General features: G+C 48.5%; 16 protein-coding genes. 14 read left to right on the forward strand and 2 right to left on the reverse strand.

The genetic code is table 11. The annotated features are described in order from the left end of the window. The first annotated feature begins 78 nt into the window (after positions 1–78). The 14 genes from LG003_RS08685 (at position 79) to LG003_RS08750 (ending at position 12,796) form a co-directional block, all read left to right on the forward strand. Positions 79–828, forward strand: coding sequence for a fimbria/pilus periplasmic chaperone (locus tag LG003_RS08685; RefSeq protein ID WP_112877087.1), 750 nt, complete (start codon positions 79–81; stop codon positions 826–828). A 24-nt stretch (positions 829–852) separates the two neighbouring features. Further along, positions 853–1,446 (forward strand): fimbrial protein, encoded by a 594-nt coding sequence (locus LG003_RS08690; RefSeq protein ID WP_262980541.1) that lies wholly within the window; start codon positions 853–855, stop codon positions 1,444–1,446. Further along, complete coding sequence (locus tag LG003_RS08695; protein WP_262980542.1) at positions 1,439–2,029, forward strand: fimbrial protein; 591 nt, start codon at positions 1,439–1,441, stop codon at positions 2,027–2,029. Before LG003_RS08690 ends, LG003_RS08695 begins: the two co-directional genes overlap by 8 nt. 14 nt (positions 2,030–2,043) lie before the next feature. Beyond that, a complete protein-coding gene (locus LG003_RS08700; RefSeq protein WP_112877084.1) occupies positions 2,044–2,535 on the forward strand; it encodes a fimbrial protein in 492 nt (163 codons plus the stop codon). Between the two features lie 11 nt (positions 2,536–2,546). Next, complete coding sequence (locus tag LG003_RS08705) at positions 2,547–3,092, forward strand: fimbrial protein (protein WP_262980543.1); 546 nt, start codon at positions 2,547–2,549, stop codon at positions 3,090–3,092. Positions 3,093–3,119: 27 nt separating this feature from the next. Then, the gene (locus tag LG003_RS08710) at positions 3,120–3,935 is read left to right on the forward strand and encodes an MrpH family fimbial adhesin (RefSeq protein WP_112877082.1); all 816 of its coding nucleotides are present in this window, start codon (positions 3,120–3,122) and stop codon (positions 3,933–3,935) included. Positions 3,936–3,964: 29 nt separating this feature from the next. Next, on the forward strand, positions 3,965–4,270 hold the full coding sequence (locus LG003_RS08715) for a helix-turn-helix domain-containing protein (protein WP_112877081.1): 306 nt from the start codon (positions 3,965–3,967) through the stop codon (positions 4,268–4,270). Positions 4,271–5,183: 913 nt separating this feature from the next. Beyond that, positions 5,184–5,777 (forward strand): fimbrial protein, encoded by a 594-nt coding sequence (locus tag LG003_RS08720; RefSeq protein ID WP_262980544.1) that lies wholly within the window; start codon positions 5,184–5,186, stop codon positions 5,775–5,777. 89 nt (positions 5,778–5,866) lie between these two features. Further along, positions 5,867–6,586 (forward strand): fimbrial biogenesis chaperone, encoded by a 720-nt coding sequence (locus LG003_RS08725; RefSeq protein ID WP_262980545.1) that lies wholly within the window; start codon positions 5,867–5,869, stop codon positions 6,584–6,586. Further along, a complete protein-coding gene (locus tag LG003_RS08730; RefSeq protein WP_262980546.1) occupies positions 6,586–7,158 on the forward strand; it encodes a fimbrial protein in 573 nt (190 codons plus the stop codon). The genes LG003_RS08725 and LG003_RS08730 overlap by 1 nt, the downstream gene beginning before the upstream one ends. A 102-nt stretch (positions 7,159–7,260) precedes the next feature. After that, entirely contained in the window at positions 7,261–7,926 is a 666-nt protein-coding gene (locus LG003_RS08735) for a fimbrial biogenesis chaperone (protein WP_262980547.1), read from the forward strand. A 178-nt stretch (positions 7,927–8,104) separates the two neighbouring features. Next, complete coding sequence (locus LG003_RS08740; RefSeq protein WP_262980556.1) at positions 8,105–8,764, forward strand: fimbrial biogenesis chaperone; 660 nt, start codon at positions 8,105–8,107, stop codon at positions 8,762–8,764. Positions 8,765–8,845: 81 nt separating this feature from the next. Continuing rightward, on the forward strand, positions 8,846–11,488 hold the full coding sequence (locus tag LG003_RS08745) for a fimbria/pilus outer membrane usher protein (protein WP_262980548.1): 2,643 nt from the start codon (positions 8,846–8,848) through the stop codon (positions 11,486–11,488). 147 nt (positions 11,489–11,635) lie between these two features. Next, entirely contained in the window at positions 11,636–12,796 is a 1,161-nt protein-coding gene (locus tag LG003_RS08750; RefSeq protein ID WP_262980549.1) for a hypothetical protein, read from the forward strand. A gap of 245 nt (positions 12,797–13,041) precedes the next feature. Here the strand turns inward: LG003_RS08750 and LG003_RS08755 are convergent, their stop codons facing one another. Beyond that, positions 13,042–13,470 carry an NUDIX domain-containing protein gene (locus LG003_RS08755; RefSeq protein WP_112877073.1) on the reverse strand — a complete coding sequence of 143 codons (429 nt, stop codon included), beginning with the start codon at positions 13,468–13,470 and terminating at the stop codon, positions 13,042–13,044. 17 nt (positions 13,471–13,487) lie between these two features. Then, positions 13,488–14,747, reverse strand: a complete 1,260-nt coding sequence (locus LG003_RS08760) for an adenylosuccinate synthase (RefSeq protein ID WP_262980550.1) — start codon at positions 14,745–14,747, stop codon at positions 13,488–13,490. Positions 14,748–14,802 lie beyond the last annotated feature (55 nt).

Raw genomic sequence — 14,802 nt, forward strand, 5'->3', positions numbered from 1 at the left:
AGTAAAAACCTTGTTGCTGTCACCGAAGTGTATCGCGGTGACCTGTAATGATTATTCTAAGAATGAGTAATTGAGAGCATGAAATTGAAGAAGACAATCAATGTAGTCACGATCGCTATCCTAAGTCTGTCGGTGATCAGTGAGGCAATGGCGGCGATTGCGCTGGATCGTACCCGGATCGTGTTTAACGGTGAGGATAAGTCCACCAGTATGGATATTAGCAACCAGAACAAAGAGTTGCCGTATCTGGCGCAGGGATGGATAGAAGATGAACAGGGTAACAAAATCAATGGTCCGTTAGTGGTGACGCCACCGGTGCAGCGGGTAGAGCCGGGCGCTAAGAGCCAGGTGAAAATACAGTCATTGCCAACAATCGCGCAGTTACCACAGGATCGGGAAAGCTTGTTCTATTTTAATTTGCGTGAAATTCCGCCACGCAGCAAGAAACCGAATACCTTGCAGATTGCGCTACAAACCCGGATCAAACTGTTCTATCGTCCGAAAGCCATTTTTGCCAGCCGTACCGATTTGGATAATCCGTGGCAAGAGAAGATGACTTTGACGCGTCAGGGGGACCGGTATCAGGTGAACAACCCGACACCCTATTACATCACCGTGGTGGATGCAGCAAGCCAGCTTAAGGGTAAAACGGTGGCAGACTTTAAGCCATTTATGATAGCGCCCAAAAGTAATGCGGTGCTGAGTGGTAGTGCAGGGGCATTAGGGAGTGCGCCGGTACTGACGTATGTCAATGATTATGGTGGCCGGCCGCAATTAACTTTTAGTTGTGCAGGCAACCATTGTCAGGTGACCAAACGTTCGTCGTGACGGGCGAAGCCGGGAGGAACGACGATGAACATCAAGCGGATAGGCTGTGGACTGACACTGGCGATCTGGCTGATACCGGTGATAGAGAGCCAGGCGGTGGAAAAGCGAGCAGCAGATATCGAAGGTTTGCACGGCGAACTGCATGTGTTTGGTGGGCTGACTGAGGCGGCTTGTCGACTGGACATGACCTCTGCATGGCAGGAGGTGAATTTGGGGAGCACGCCAAACAGTGACTTACGCGAGCCAGGTGATAAAGGGACACCGATACCGTTCACATTGAAGTTTCGTGACTGTCTCAGAACCAAAGGGGCCGTAGGTGACAGTCGGACCGGCAATCTGACGTGGAATCAGTTACAGCCGGTGGTGACAGTCAGTTTTGTGGCGCCGGCGGATCGCGATTATCCACATCTGGTGCGGGTGACCGGTATCACCGGGTTGGGGTTACAGATAACAGATACCGCTAACAATGATATCCGGTTGGGAGAGCAGGGACGCCCACGTTTTGTGGCAGCGGGACAGGACAGCCTGGAATATTACGTGACGCCAGTGCGGACACCGAGAGCGCTGGGGATTGGGCAATATCGCGCGGTGGTGGATTTCAGGGTGAATTATGACTAACTCTCTGTGTTCTCTTTCTCTGTGTTCTCTGCGAATAAAAAGACAGTATCGCAGGCAGAAAAAATGGAGTGTATTACTGCTTGGCTGTTTGTTAAGTGTAAATGCTCAGGCTGATTTGCTGACAAAAAGGGGAAATATAGCAGCAAGACCTGTCAGCAATTTTTCGGGTAAAACACCGGTCAATATTTACGGCGTGGTTATCGCACCTCCACCTTGTGTGATTAATAATGGCAATACTATCGATGTAAATTTTGGCGACGTGATGATTACTCGGATTGATGGGGTTAATTATATGCAACCCGTCAAATACACCGTGAAATGTGAAAAAATGCCAGCTAATGCAATGAAAATGATGATATCGGGTAACACTGCCAGTTTTGATCCAGCGGTGTTGCAAACCAATCACACTGGGCTTGGTATCGCTGTCATTCATAACGGACGAAAATTGCCCGTCAATGACTGGATGAAATTTAACTATCCTGATTTTCCTGAATTACATGCGGTGCCGGTAAAAGATATGGCTGCGGTATTGCAAGGCGGCGACTTTGGCGCGGGTGCGACCATGATGGTTGAATACCAGTGAACGGGAGACATGCAATGAACTATTTGATCTATCGTGTTTTCTGGGGTGCGTGCTTGGGATTAATCAGTGTGATGCCGGGACGGGCAGCCGATAATATGTGGTTTCACGGCACACTGCTTGAAGCGCCTTCTTGCGTTATTAATGACGGTAATATGATTGATGTCTATTTTGGTCACAATGTTGGCATCTATCAGGTGGACGGAGTGAATTATACTAAGCCCGTGAATTACCAGTTGGTATGTGCGCCTAATATCTCAGGTTGGAGTTTAGGATTGACAGTGATTGGCCCACCAACCTCATTTGATGCCGCTGCGTTGCAAACCAATATTACGGATTTAGGCATTCGTCTGACGTTGGATGGTAAAGCATTCACCCTTAATGAGCGTATTCCGGTGACATCACAGAAACAGCCGGTAATACAAGCGGTGCCGGTGAAAAAACCAGGAAGTACGTTGCCGGAAGGGGCATTTGAAGTGACGGCGACATTGCTGGCGGAATACCAGTGAAAGGAAACTTAATGAAATATTTAAAATTATTCGTGTTGCGTGTTGGTTTTATGGTTATTGCTGCCACGGTTTATAGTCATCAAGGGGTACAGGCTGCGGATAATATGCGTTTTCACGGTGCGCTGGTTAAAGAACCTTGCACGATTAAATCGGGTGATGAAGATATCCAGCTCGATTTTGCAACAATTTCTGAAAAATATTTGTATCTGCATGGTAGGACCCATAGCGAACCTTTTCTGCTCAGATTATCTGGTTGCGATATGAGTGTGGGCAAATCGATTAAACTGACATTCAGTGGCATGGAAAATACGCAATTGCCGGGCTTATTAGCGTTAAGTGCTGGGAGCCAAGCCGCTGGGATTGCCATTGGTATAGAAACGGCAGAAGGCAAACGGTTGTCGTTGAATAAACAGGGAGATGCCTATCCGTTAAAAGAGGGTGAAAACTTGATTGCACTGCAAGCATATGTGCAGGCAGAACCTATTGCACTAGCTAACCAGACGATTAAGCGAGGCGCATTTCATGCGATTGCGACATTTAATCTAAATTATGACTAATTTGCACAGTTTTATTAGGTAGCTTAAATGAAAAAGTTATTTTCTGTTTGCTTGGTACTTTTATTGCTGTTTTCATCAAGTGCGGCTGCATCGATATTTTCATATATCACTAAATCCGAAGGGATTCCTACAAATGCCTATTATACTTTTGTCATTGAACGTTGGGACCCAGAAAACGATTTTACGCCAAATCCTTGTTATGGTTATTCTGCATGTTGGATATCGGTTAACCATCGCCATTTTGCTGATGGTTATTCAGGGCAGCCCTATAGGCTATTTAATACTCGCGTGGAAAGATTTAAGACAATGAAACAAGTTCAGGCGGAGATATTGAAATATACCAGTTTTCCGATCACCGGCGTTGCAAAACATTTCGGCCCTGCGATTCGATCGCATCAGGAGTGTGTCGGGCTATTTTATGAAACCGATCAAAATGGTTTTCATGGAAGATTATTACCTGGATCTTTATGTGGCGTTGCACCACCACCGATAGGATTTTGTCAGGTCAGAGAAGGCTCCGTTGAACTTAATTACGGTAGTATTGATGAGGCAAAACTGGAAGGCGCAACCAGAGCGGAAAATATCAATGTGACCTGCAATGTAGACATAGAGATTATCGTGACAGCGACGGGTCCTGATAGGGGATTAGTACCTTTAAGAAGTGATGGTAGCTTGAAAGCTAAATTGCTATTAAATGAGGAAAATGGTGAAGATGGTGTTGCTGTGTTTGTACCGGCTGGCGGAAATGTACCCGTTACAGTGAAATCAATTTTACAAAAAAATGGCAGAGTAGAGGCAGGACCTTTCTCAGGATCAGGGGCAATAATTTTGGCGATGCCATAAAAAGGTGTTTTTTTAATTTAAAGGCTGGGATGAAAATGAAACAAGATCATCTATTAGTAGGGAAGCGTATTCAAAAAAGAAGGAAAGAGTTGGGTATGACTGCCGCCAAATTGGCGGAAAAAATAGGTATTAGTCAGCAACAACTCTCACGTTATGAGAGAGGGATAAACCGAATTAATTTATCCCATCTGGTGCAGATCGCTTCAATATTGGAGACACCGATAAACTGGTTTTTCCTTGATTGTAACTATCCTGCAACCAATAACAGCATCAATAAATTAACAGACCAATATATCCCTATTGCGGAGGCTACATTGGGTAAATTTGGATGTTAACTGATCTCGGCTCCAATCGGGGGATCTATAAACCAGTTGATGACTGAGTTTCGTGACCGACGGAACGGTCACTTTTATGATGTCTCTGTCTGCCATGTTATTACCACAACGTTATTACCGCCAATAAATAGCCCATTCTTAATCCATCTCATCTTTTGAAAAAGTTCTTAGAATTCAGATAGTCGTTCAATCATGTAACAGTCAGTTTGTCCGTTGAAATAAGAACTACTTTCACAGCTCAATATGCCTGCTCAATGACGGGCAGTTTCAATCAGCGTGAGTTGAAGATGAACGCTCAAAACGAACCCAATATCAGGCTTAATCAATCACACTCAATATCGAAAATTCATAAGAACAATTAACTTATTTTTTCTCGATTCCGGGGAGTTTGGTTTTTGGACAGTGATAAGAGGGAGGGAACGCAAAGAAAAATGTTACTCAAGGTAGCGACACAGTTCTCGATGACATCAATTTCTGATGTAGGATAAAAAACCGAACATTTAGAGTTATTTTGTTCGGTTATCTTCAACTGCCGGGGCAGTATACGGAAAATTTCATAACTTAAAAGAGATTTTTTGTATTTTTTTGTAAAAAATTACTTAATTTTTTGATTTAAAAGAGAAATTATTTCTTACGTTATGAATATTGTAGGTCGTTTAAAGGTTGTTTTTTGAGCGATTTGATATTCATTTCCCGATGATAAAGGCTGAAATCCTCAAACCAAACGATATAAGTCAGAAGTAATTTCGTGACGTGAATATTTTTTTGTAAATATTTCATCTAGTTAATAACCGAACAAAATAACTCTAAATGACTAGTAAACACACCGCGTTGGCGGCCTGACTGTTTAATCTGTCGTGATGTTGTTTTAGGCAAAATGTATGTAAATAGATGTAGATAAGGAATAGATGAAATGAAAAAGCAAATTTTGAAAACCAGCGTATTAGCCGCAGTGCTCCTGAGCATGGGGATGGCACATGCTTCAGGTGGTACTACGGTAAACGTGATGGCTACCATAGGCCAAGCGACTTGTGAACTCAATGTTGAAGGTGATGTTACTGGTAGTAACGGTTCCTACCAATTAGATATGGGAAGCGTTAAATCATTAGACGTTAAAACCCTACAACCTTCTGCCCCCACATCAGCAAAAGATATAAAGGTCAAACTAATTAAGTGTGGCGCTCAATATGGAAACACAGCAAGCAACAAATTCACTCCTAGTGCTGCAATTGAGATGAATGTTTTTGGACAGACCATTGATACAGCTAAGAAGATATTTAATGCCAACTCTGCCGCTACCGCAGGAGTGGCTGTGTATCACAATGGTACTGCCATTACTAGCGGACAGAAGATTAAGCTCACTAGTACTAACGAAATTGATTTCGCAAAAGCACTAACCGAAGGCCAAGGTATGGCAGCATTTAAAGTGGCTCTGGCTTCCGAGTCAGGCGTAGCAGCTTCTCAAGAGGTAATAGCCCCAGTAACATTCCAAGTAGTTTATAAATAATCAACGCCATCAAGTGCTAAGGGCATCATAGCAATCGAATTGGACAGGGAAGTTCAATTCTTGCTTACTCAACACCAAAAGGTGACTCAATGAAAAGATTGATTACAGCAATGATAGTGACCGGTCTGTTAGGCGGCGCAGTCACTTCCGCACAGGCGGAGGGAGTAAGTATTGATGCCACCCGTATTGTCTACCCGGCTGATAGCCATACGACAACCGCCTCAGTGCGCAACAGCAGTAAGGAGACCGTCTATCTGATGCAAATGGCGGTCAATACGGCTCCACAAGGGGGCAAGACCGCGCCGTTTCTGGTGACGCCACCTCTGTTTCGTATGGAACCCGGCAGCCAGAATCAGGTGCGTATCATCAAAACTGGCCAGGCACTGCCCGCTGATCGGGAATCCCTATTCTGGTTTACCGCGCAAGCTATCCCGTTAAGCACCGAATCCGATAATCCCTCTGGTAAGCAGATCACTGGGGGCGTACAGGTTGCGCTAGCTAACACGATCAAGCTGATGTATCGCCCGTCAGGACTGCCAGTTGCGCCGGAGCAAGGATTTGGCTCACTACGCTTCAAACCGACAGCCGAGGGGATCACGGTCACGAATCCGTCACCCTATTACATCACCTTCGCCTCCTTAAAAGTGGGCGGACAAGAGCTGATGACGAAACAACAGAAAGAGAACATGGTATCACCGTTCTCGGTCCTGTTTTTACCCCTCAAAGGAGTGCATTACCCAGCCAAAGTAAACTGGACGGTGATTAATGACCTCGGTGGAGGATCATCCTATCAGGGGGAGGTACCGTAATGTGCAAACCGTGGACTCTTATCAGACAAACAACCCTGGCAGGTTTGCTCTGTACCGCCCCCCTGCCCGGGGGAGCCAGTTCAAACACGGCAGAACTGACGCTGGCTCTGACGCTAGAACAGCCAACCTGTGAACTTAACGTACAGACATCCCATGTTGAGTTTTCATCCATACCGCTGAATGAAGTGCAGCGCAGCGCGGAACATATCGCCGCAGCGGACAACAAGCCTGTTACGCTGGCGTTGTCAGGCTGCGCGGGATCAGCCAGAGCGGGCCGTACCCCGGCGATTAAAATAGCCGGCCCTACACCAGAAAACCACCCGACGTTATTTCGGGATAAAGCCTCCACGGTGGCGGGCAATGTGGGCTTTGGCCTGCGCTATCAAGCGCCGGAAAGCGGACTGGGGAGCTACCTGAAAAATGGCGATTATGTGGACTTAGCGTCACCGGGTAACGCCGCCAAAGACAGTCAAATCACTTTCCTGATGGATATGCGACATGAATCTGGCGCGGCGGTGCCGACCCCCGGTGAATTGACCGCGCACATTCAATTTCAATTTGATTATCACTGAGTGCAGCTCAAGTAACAGGTTTCAGGAGGCGTTGTGGAAAAAGGTCGGTTACGCACAACGCGATACAGGCTGGTGCCACTATTGTTCTGGCTAGGGTTAGGGATGACCGGCACAGCACCCTGTCAGGCAGCCGGTATCAGCCTGAATAAAACCCGGGTGATTTTTACCCAGGGGGAACGGGCGCAAACGCTGACGGTGGTCAACACCACATCTCAGGCGTGGCTGGTGCAGGTGAGGATCACGGGAGATCAGGAAAAAACCGCACCGGCGTTTGTGGTGACGCCGCCGCTGTTCAGGCTGGAGGCCAACAGTCAGAACAGCCTGCGTATTTTGCCGACGTTTAATCGGCCCCCTTTTCCGATGGATCGGGAATCGCTCCGGTATGTGCAGATGAACGCTATCCCCGCGACTCCGTCGGTGACGGATGAGCCTGTTCGGGAGCAAGCGTCGATGAGCGTGGGGATGCGGATCAAGTTTTTCTGGCGACCGCGTGACCTGCCGATGTTGCCGGAAGAGGCGTATGGACAGCTTCGCTTCCAATCGCAACCCGATGGCATTAAGGCGTGCAATCCCACCCCTTATTTCCTGTCACTGGACAGCCTCACGCTGGACGGACAGGCGCTCGATCTGAACCGCTATCCCTCCATGATAGCGCCGCAGGACTGTGTGACCTATGTCGAACAAGGGGGTAAAAAATCAGTGAGCTGGTCGATGATTAATGATTACGGCGGGGCTTCAAACCTATTTACCGCTAGGGTAGCGCATTAAATCCACCCTTGTTTTCTATGGAGGTGGAGAATTATGGAGGTGGAGAGTGAAGAGAGTCAGTAACAAGCATGGGCGGACACACTGGGGGTTAATGCTTTCCTCCCTCGGTTTCGCTCTGTTGGTAGGGAATCTATTCAAGGCGCAGGCGGCGGAGAATCAGGGACTATCGTTCTCCCCCATGCGGCTGTCTTATGTCGCCAAAGATAGCCCGGGGGGTGTAACTCTCAGCATGACCAATCACACAGAACAAGGCTATCTGGTACAGGGATTTGTCAGCCCGATGGACCCGGATACCGGGCGCTTTGACACCAAAACCGGGTCAGTCCCGCCTTTTGTTGTCCTGCCGCCGTTAAAGCGGGTCGAGGCGGGGGGGAAATTTTCCTTCCGTATTCGCCAGCTTGGCGGGCAGTTACTGCAGGATCGGGAATCGGCCTTCGTGGTCTCGCTGCGGGCTATCCCGGGCGTCGCTGTACCGGATATCGCCGAGGCACCGGCATTCAGCCGTCAGACGGGCAAAGCGTCGCAGGTGCAGGTCGCCCTACAGATGAATATCCGGCTGTTTTATCGTCCTCAGGGGATCCCTGCACGGGATAACGCCACGGTAGCTAAACAGGTGAAATTTTCCCTTCAAGGGACGCAGTTGCGGGTGGACAATCCCACGCCCTATTTTCTGACCTTTTCTGTTCTGAAAGTCGGCAGTCAACAGGCAGATGACCACACCCGTCAGGCAATGGTGCCCCCGAAAGGCATGCAAACCTATTCATTTACCGCCGGGACACCGGGACCACTGGTCTGGCGTTTTCCCGGCGACAGTCAGGATCGCCACGTCCCGTTATGACCCATCCGCCCTGCGGACGGTGTACCGGCAAAGTGACCTCAAGATTAACAACATTGGCTTAATTAGAAGCAGAGATGAGCTATGGCAATAAACATTTTATTTCCGTCTGCGCTGCGGGCGGGTAACCAACGCACGTCCGGTCAACCGGGCAGTTTCCGGCCCCGTCCGGTATACGTATGTCTGCTGTGTTCACTGACGGCGACAACCCTATCCGCCTCCGCGCGGGAATACTTTAATCCCGCGTTCCTGATGGGCGCTGACGGTGAACACAGTCATGTCGATCTCTCGGCGTATGAAAATGCGGGGTATGTCGCGCCGGGACGCTATCTGGTGGATGTCTACATGAACCAGAATAAGGTGGATAACCGCGAGATTGAATTCAGGCTGGTCAACGGCCATCTGCAACCGATATTAACCGTTGCGCAGCTCGAAGAGTATGGGGTTAATACCCGTGGGTTACCGGCTTTTCAGGGAAAAGAAAGCGACAGCTCCATTACGGATCTGACGAAACAGATCCCTCATGCCCGCGCGACCCTGGATTTTGCCCGTTTGCGTCTGGATTTGAGCGTCCCGCAGGTCGCCATGCAGCCCCACCATTCCGGGATGGTCGATCCGTCACTGTGGGATAACGGGATACCAGCCTTTTTGATGAACTACAACGTGAACGGCTCAGAAGGGCGTTATGACGGTCAGGGAAGCGGCGGCGGATCACGCTCCCGCAATCTGTTCGCCTCTTTTCGCAATGGGTTGAATCTGGGCCCGTGGCGTCTGCGCAGCACACAAACTTACAGTTACAACCGTCAGCGTAACGAGGGACCCGCCGGTTTTTCTCCTTCCGCGCAGACCCAATGGCAGGTGAGTAATACCTACCTGCAACGTGATATCCAGTCACTGCGTAGCGAGTTCACCGCCGGTGAAACCTATACCGGTGGGGATATTTTTGACAGCATCCCGTTGCGGGGCATGAAGCTGGCTTCTGAGGATGCTATGTTGCCTGACAGTCAGCGCGGTTTTGCCCCGGCGATAACCGGTGTGGCGAACTCCAATGCGCAGGTGACGGTATCCCAGAATGGCTATACCGTGTATCAAACCACGGTAGCGCCGGGGCCATTTCGTCTCAATGATCTGTACACCACCGGGGGCGCGGGCGACCTGACGATCACCATCAAAGAGGAAGATGGCAAGACCCGGGTCTCCACCCTCGCTTCTTCATCTGTTCCGGTGATGCAGCGGCCCGGCGGCATGAAATATGAGTTGACGGCCGGTCAATATCACGGCGGCAACCTCACTGATGGCAGCCGTTCCCCGGTATTTGCGTTGGGCACGCTGGTTTATGGTTTGCCACACAATATCACCCTGTACGGCGGTGGGTTGGTCGCAGGCAACTACCAGTCGGGTGTATTAGGCTCGGGCGTGTCACTGGGGGCTTTCGGCGCCCTGTCTGCGGATGTGACGTTTGCCCGCGCCCGGTTACAAGGGGTTAAGGGGCAGGAAGATAACCAGCAACAGGGCCAATCTTATCGGGTGAAATACTCCAAAAACTTGATCAGTACCGGCACCGGCATTGATCTGGCTGCCTACCGCTATTCCACTCAGCATTATTACAGTTTCGGTGATGTTAACAGCATGGGATACAGCCTGAATGACTATCAGGTGCCGTGGGCGCTTGACCGGCGTCAAAGCACCTGGCAGGTCAATCTGCGTCAGACACTGGGACGCTGGGGCAGTCTTTACGCCTCCGGGACGCGCAATGATTACTGGAATGGCCGTACCGACAACAATCTGAGTCTGGGTTACAACGCCATGCTGATGGGGATCAGCTATAACCTGAGTTATAACATTTATCGCGTAAAAGGGGCGGGCCACTGGCCGGAGAACCGTCAGGTGTCATTCAATATGCAGGTCCCGCTCAGTCTCTTTGGGTCATCGTCGGCATTACAGGGCGTTTACACCCGCTATACGGTCTCGCGTGACTCACAAGGCAACACCACTCAGCAGACCGGCATCAGCGGCATGTTATGGGATAATCGCCTGAATTATAACCTCCAGCAAGGTTGGGGGAACAGCGGCCAGCAAAACAGCCGATCCCTGTCTCTGGGTTATCAGGGCAGTCAGGGGAGTGTTAATCTGGGCTACAACGACAGCGCAAATAGCCAGCATGTCACCTACGGGGCTTCCGGCGCCCTGCTAATCCATCCTTACGGCATGACGCTGTCACGCTCACTGGGTGGTGAAGCGGTGTTAGTCCGCGCGCCCGGCGCGAAAGGGGTCACGGTCAGTAACGGCAATGTGCAGACTGACTGGCGCGGCTACGCCGTACTGCCGGGCGGCTCGGTATATCACAAAAACACCATCAATCTTGATCCATCCACCTTGCCGGACGGGGTGGATATTGACCAGACCAGCAGGAACGTTTATCCGACCAAAGGGGCAGTGACGCTGGCCAATTATCAGGTTCGTTTAGGCAGCCAGTTGTTGTTGACTTTGACCCATCATGGCAAACCGGTGCCTTTTGGCGCCACCGCGACACTGGAAGGGAATGCCACTCAGGCCGGCGGCGGCATTGTGGGCGATAACGGCCGGGTTTATCTCAGCGGCATGCCCTCTGCCGGTCGTGTGAAAGTTAAATGGGGAAACGGGGCAAATCAACAATGCACCACGCGTTATCAGGTGTCGTCCGATACTCCCGGTCAACTGGTGCAGGCCGATGCCGTGTGTCTGTAAGCGTTACCTTTATATGGGTGCCGTGACAGGCGCGCCCGGTGAGATATCACCTGTCTCGCTTTGGCCTCCGGGACACCGCCAGAAGTGAAGTTATCCCGGTAGTGAAATAAGCGATTTGAACAGATGAGTAATTTGGAGAGAAGAAGAATGTTAAACACTGAACGTTTGTGGGGCGGTAATGTAGAAAACTCCGTTCCAACCCTCATGGGCCTGGGGGTATCACTGCTCTTTTTATTGACCGCTTTGCCCCTCCAGGCAGCAGAGACTTATCAGGACTGCGAGGCTGAACTGATGAGTAAGCTTAGCAATGTCACCGTAACCGGCTATGCCATGATGCCAAACAACAAAGATAAACGTGATTATTCACGGGATGAGATAGTGGGTTATACCACCAGTGGTCCTCTTGACTGGTCAACAACCTGTCGCGTTCCGGCTGGAACGCAGTTTATGGTCTACACGGCGGCGTCTGGAGCGAACTCATCAACCTCTTCGTTGTTATCGGGTCGCGTCCGGGTGGGGCTGCCTGGTGACTTTATGGTTGATATCGGACAATCTTCACTCTCTTGCCAGACGCATGGTTCATCCGGTACCTATCGTTCAGCCAATCTGGCCGGGGGGAATGCCGGTGTTAATATTCCCTGTGTTCCCGATGCTAACGGTCTGGTTGATATCAGTGTTCGTACTGTGACAGGGGAGATTTACCCGGACAATGACGGCAATTTCAATGTGAAACTGGGTGGAAGTCATTTGTCAGTGGGCGCGATCGGCTGGACTCCCGCGGCCATCTCAGGTTCTGACGGGATGCTGAAACCCCTGTGGACTACGGTTATTCTTTCACCAGTTAAAAAGCCGTCTACCTGTGCGGTTGTCCTGACGCCTTCATCGGTGGATTGGGGAACGGTGAAAAGAGCGGGTAAACGGGTGGGAGACTCCCTGGCGCCGGCCAGACAGATAGGGATAAGCAGTACCTGTTCTGGCGATGATGAGGTATTCCAAAATTCACGTCTGCTCTACCGGATCGATGGACCATTCGTGCCGGGCAAACCGAATGCGCTGGCTTCATCAATAGATCAGGTTGCCTTCGCGTTCTTCGATTTTGCCAATAAACCCTTATCACTCAGTACCGGGCACCGAGGTACAGGGGAGAACGCGAGATACGTTAAGTTCGGGGACGATAGTTATACCGCCTCAACGCAACTGTCTGTGGAGCCGATCCTGTTGAAGACTGACGGCGCCGGAGGGCAAGCCAGAGCTGTCGCGGTTATTTCAGTATGGTCGGATGTTAACTTCATCGAACCGTCGGCTTAGTTGTTGCGATTATTGCAGCGTCGAGGGACGCTGCTGTTTTTTGCTACACAGAAGCACCTATTTCAGGTATATACCCATTCTTTCAAGTTGCCTCTTTGTTGGCTGCACTCGCTCACCTCGGTCACATAGTTCGCTATGCTCCCGGGGATTCAAGCCCTTGCCGTCGCGATACATCTTGAAATCCATTGGGTATAGGTGCTTCTGTGTTTGCATAGCGCTTAGATACAGTATTTGCTATATCGTATTTAGCCTCGCATTTCTGTTATTTCTATTTCTTTATCGAAACGTAAATGTTCATCGGCCGCCATTGGAATTAACCAACGTAAATTGTAGATCACATTATCGGGTAATGAATTTGTTTCATAGATATTGACGATCTCTTTCTCGATAGAATTGACAGAATAGACACGATCATCATACATATAGAGAAAATTCACCTGATAAACGTCAGGGCGGGTTAAGACAGTAAATAATCGCCACTCTTCAGGACGTGTTGCAATGCCGGCTTCTTCAGCAAACTCTCTTGCCATTGCCTGTTGAGGGTTTTCACCAGCCTCTATTTTTCCACCAATCCCGTTAAGTTTCCCTTTTTGCCAACTGGGTTGTAATTTTGAAATCAGGGATACATGTTTTTTATCTTTAGAAAACATAAACCCTGTTACATAGTTAATCATTATTTTCTCCCCCGATTTTATTTCATGATTAATGTCTGATTTCTGTCTGGCCCATAGGAAATATATTTGATTGGGACTCCAGCATAGTCTTGAATAAAAGATAAGAAGTCAATCAGCTCAATAGGTAATTCCGTTAAATGTGTATATGATGAGTTAAGTGCTCTCCAGGATTTAAATGTCTTATAGATAGGTTTGACTTTATCGAGCTGCAATAATGCGTCGTCGCAACAGACGAGCTTATCATTCATTTCATAGGCAATAGCGACTTTTATTTCGTGTAAATCAGCAAGAACATCAACATTCGTTATAGCGAGTTCTGTTACGCCATTGAGTTTCACTGCGTGTTTAATCAGGGATAAATCCAGCCAGCCGCAACGCCTTGGCCTTTTTGAAACGGTGCCATACTCGTTTCCTCGTTCTCGAATATAATCAGCCTGTTCTGTCGATAATTCGGTGGGGAATGGCCCATTACCGACACGGATCATATAGGATTTCATCACACCGACAATATGTATTTTCTGTGCCGGTATCCCTATCATGGCAAAGCAGGTTTGCACTAATGTCTGATATGCCACGGTATAGGGATAAGTGCCAAAACTATTATCTAAGAACGTGGCTTGTGATGTTTCAAGTAAAACATCTTCTCCAGAATTAAGTAAATCACCAATAACTTCATTAGTGAACGTGAAATAAGGTTCTACCCTCTTGCCATATTGATGCGTTGTTTCTAACATCTCTTCAAAATCTAACGTAGTTTGTTCATTAAAAACATGGTTAATCTGCTTTTCCCTGATACTCCAAAGAAATTCTAATTTACTTCTTAATTTTTCTTTATCAAGGGTATCAATAAGCCGAATGCCATGACGGTTGGCTTTGTCTTCAACGCAGGCTCCCACACCGACACCAACTGAACCTATCTTCTGTTTACCTTTGTATTTTTCTGATGCTCTATTTAACTCAGAGTGTAATGGTAAGACGATATGGCATCGTGGGTCGATAAATATATTGGAATCAATTTTTTCTTTTTGTATAAAATCGATTTCTTTAACCAGCACAGGAAGACTGACTAAAGCACCTTGGCAGATATATAAATTCTTTTTGTTGAGTGATGCCGGTAATTGAGAAAATGAGCCTCTTAGATCACCATGTTGCACACAATGACCCGCATTAGCGCCGCCATTGAATCTAGCAATGTTATTAATGTTGCCAGATAAATAGTCAACAAATTTTCCTTTACCTTCATCTCCAAATTGGAGTCCAACTACAGCAGTTAACATAAATCTATTCCTTATTATTTATTGATTTAGTTTGAGTAGTAGTTAAATCATTATC

The sequence above is a fragment of the Photorhabdus kleinii genome (assembly GCF_025384885.1).
GTDB lineage: Bacteria > Pseudomonadota > Gammaproteobacteria > Enterobacterales > Enterobacteriaceae > Photorhabdus > Photorhabdus kayaii.

Bases quoted from the DNA above. Each gene is read 5' to 3' on its own strand.
- LG003_RS08685 (WP_112877087.1), top strand. From the start codon at position 79: ATGAAATTGAAGAAGACAATCAATGTAGTCACGATCGCTATCCTAAGT.
- LG003_RS08690 (WP_262980541.1), top strand. From the start codon at position 853: ATGAACATCAAGCGGATAGGCTGTGGACTGACACTGGCGATCTGGCTG.
- LG003_RS08695 (WP_262980542.1), top strand. From the start codon at position 1,439: ATGACTAACTCTCTGTGTTCTCTTTCTCTGTGTTCTCTGCGAATAAAA.
- LG003_RS08700 (WP_112877084.1), top strand. From the start codon at position 2,044: ATGAACTATTTGATCTATCGTGTTTTCTGGGGTGCGTGCTTGGGATTA.
- LG003_RS08705 (WP_262980543.1), top strand. From the start codon at position 2,547: ATGAAATATTTAAAATTATTCGTGTTGCGTGTTGGTTTTATGGTTATT.
- LG003_RS08710 (WP_112877082.1), top strand. From the start codon at position 3,120: ATGAAAAAGTTATTTTCTGTTTGCTTGGTACTTTTATTGCTGTTTTCA.
- LG003_RS08715 (WP_112877081.1), top strand. From the start codon at position 3,965: ATGAAAATGAAACAAGATCATCTATTAGTAGGGAAGCGTATTCAAAAA.
- LG003_RS08720 (WP_262980544.1), top strand. From the start codon at position 5,184: ATGAAAAAGCAAATTTTGAAAACCAGCGTATTAGCCGCAGTGCTCCTG.
- LG003_RS08725 (WP_262980545.1), top strand. From the start codon at position 5,867: ATGAAAAGATTGATTACAGCAATGATAGTGACCGGTCTGTTAGGCGGC.
- LG003_RS08730 (WP_262980546.1), top strand. From the start codon at position 6,586: ATGTGCAAACCGTGGACTCTTATCAGACAAACAACCCTGGCAGGTTTG.
- LG003_RS08735 (WP_262980547.1), top strand. From the start codon at position 7,261: ATGACCGGCACAGCACCCTGTCAGGCAGCCGGTATCAGCCTGAATAAA.
- LG003_RS08740 (WP_262980556.1), top strand. From the start codon at position 8,105: ATGCGGCTGTCTTATGTCGCCAAAGATAGCCCGGGGGGTGTAACTCTC.
- LG003_RS08745 (WP_262980548.1), top strand. From the start codon at position 8,846: ATGGCAATAAACATTTTATTTCCGTCTGCGCTGCGGGCGGGTAACCAA.
- LG003_RS08750 (WP_262980549.1), top strand. From the start codon at position 11,636: ATGTTAAACACTGAACGTTTGTGGGGCGGTAATGTAGAAAACTCCGTT.
- LG003_RS08755 (WP_112877073.1), bottom strand. From the start codon at position 13,470: ATGATTAACTATGTAACAGGGTTTATGTTTTCTAAAGATAAAAAACAT.
- LG003_RS08760 (WP_262980550.1), bottom strand. From the start codon at position 14,747: ATGTTAACTGCTGTAGTTGGACTCCAATTTGGAGATGAAGGTAAAGGA.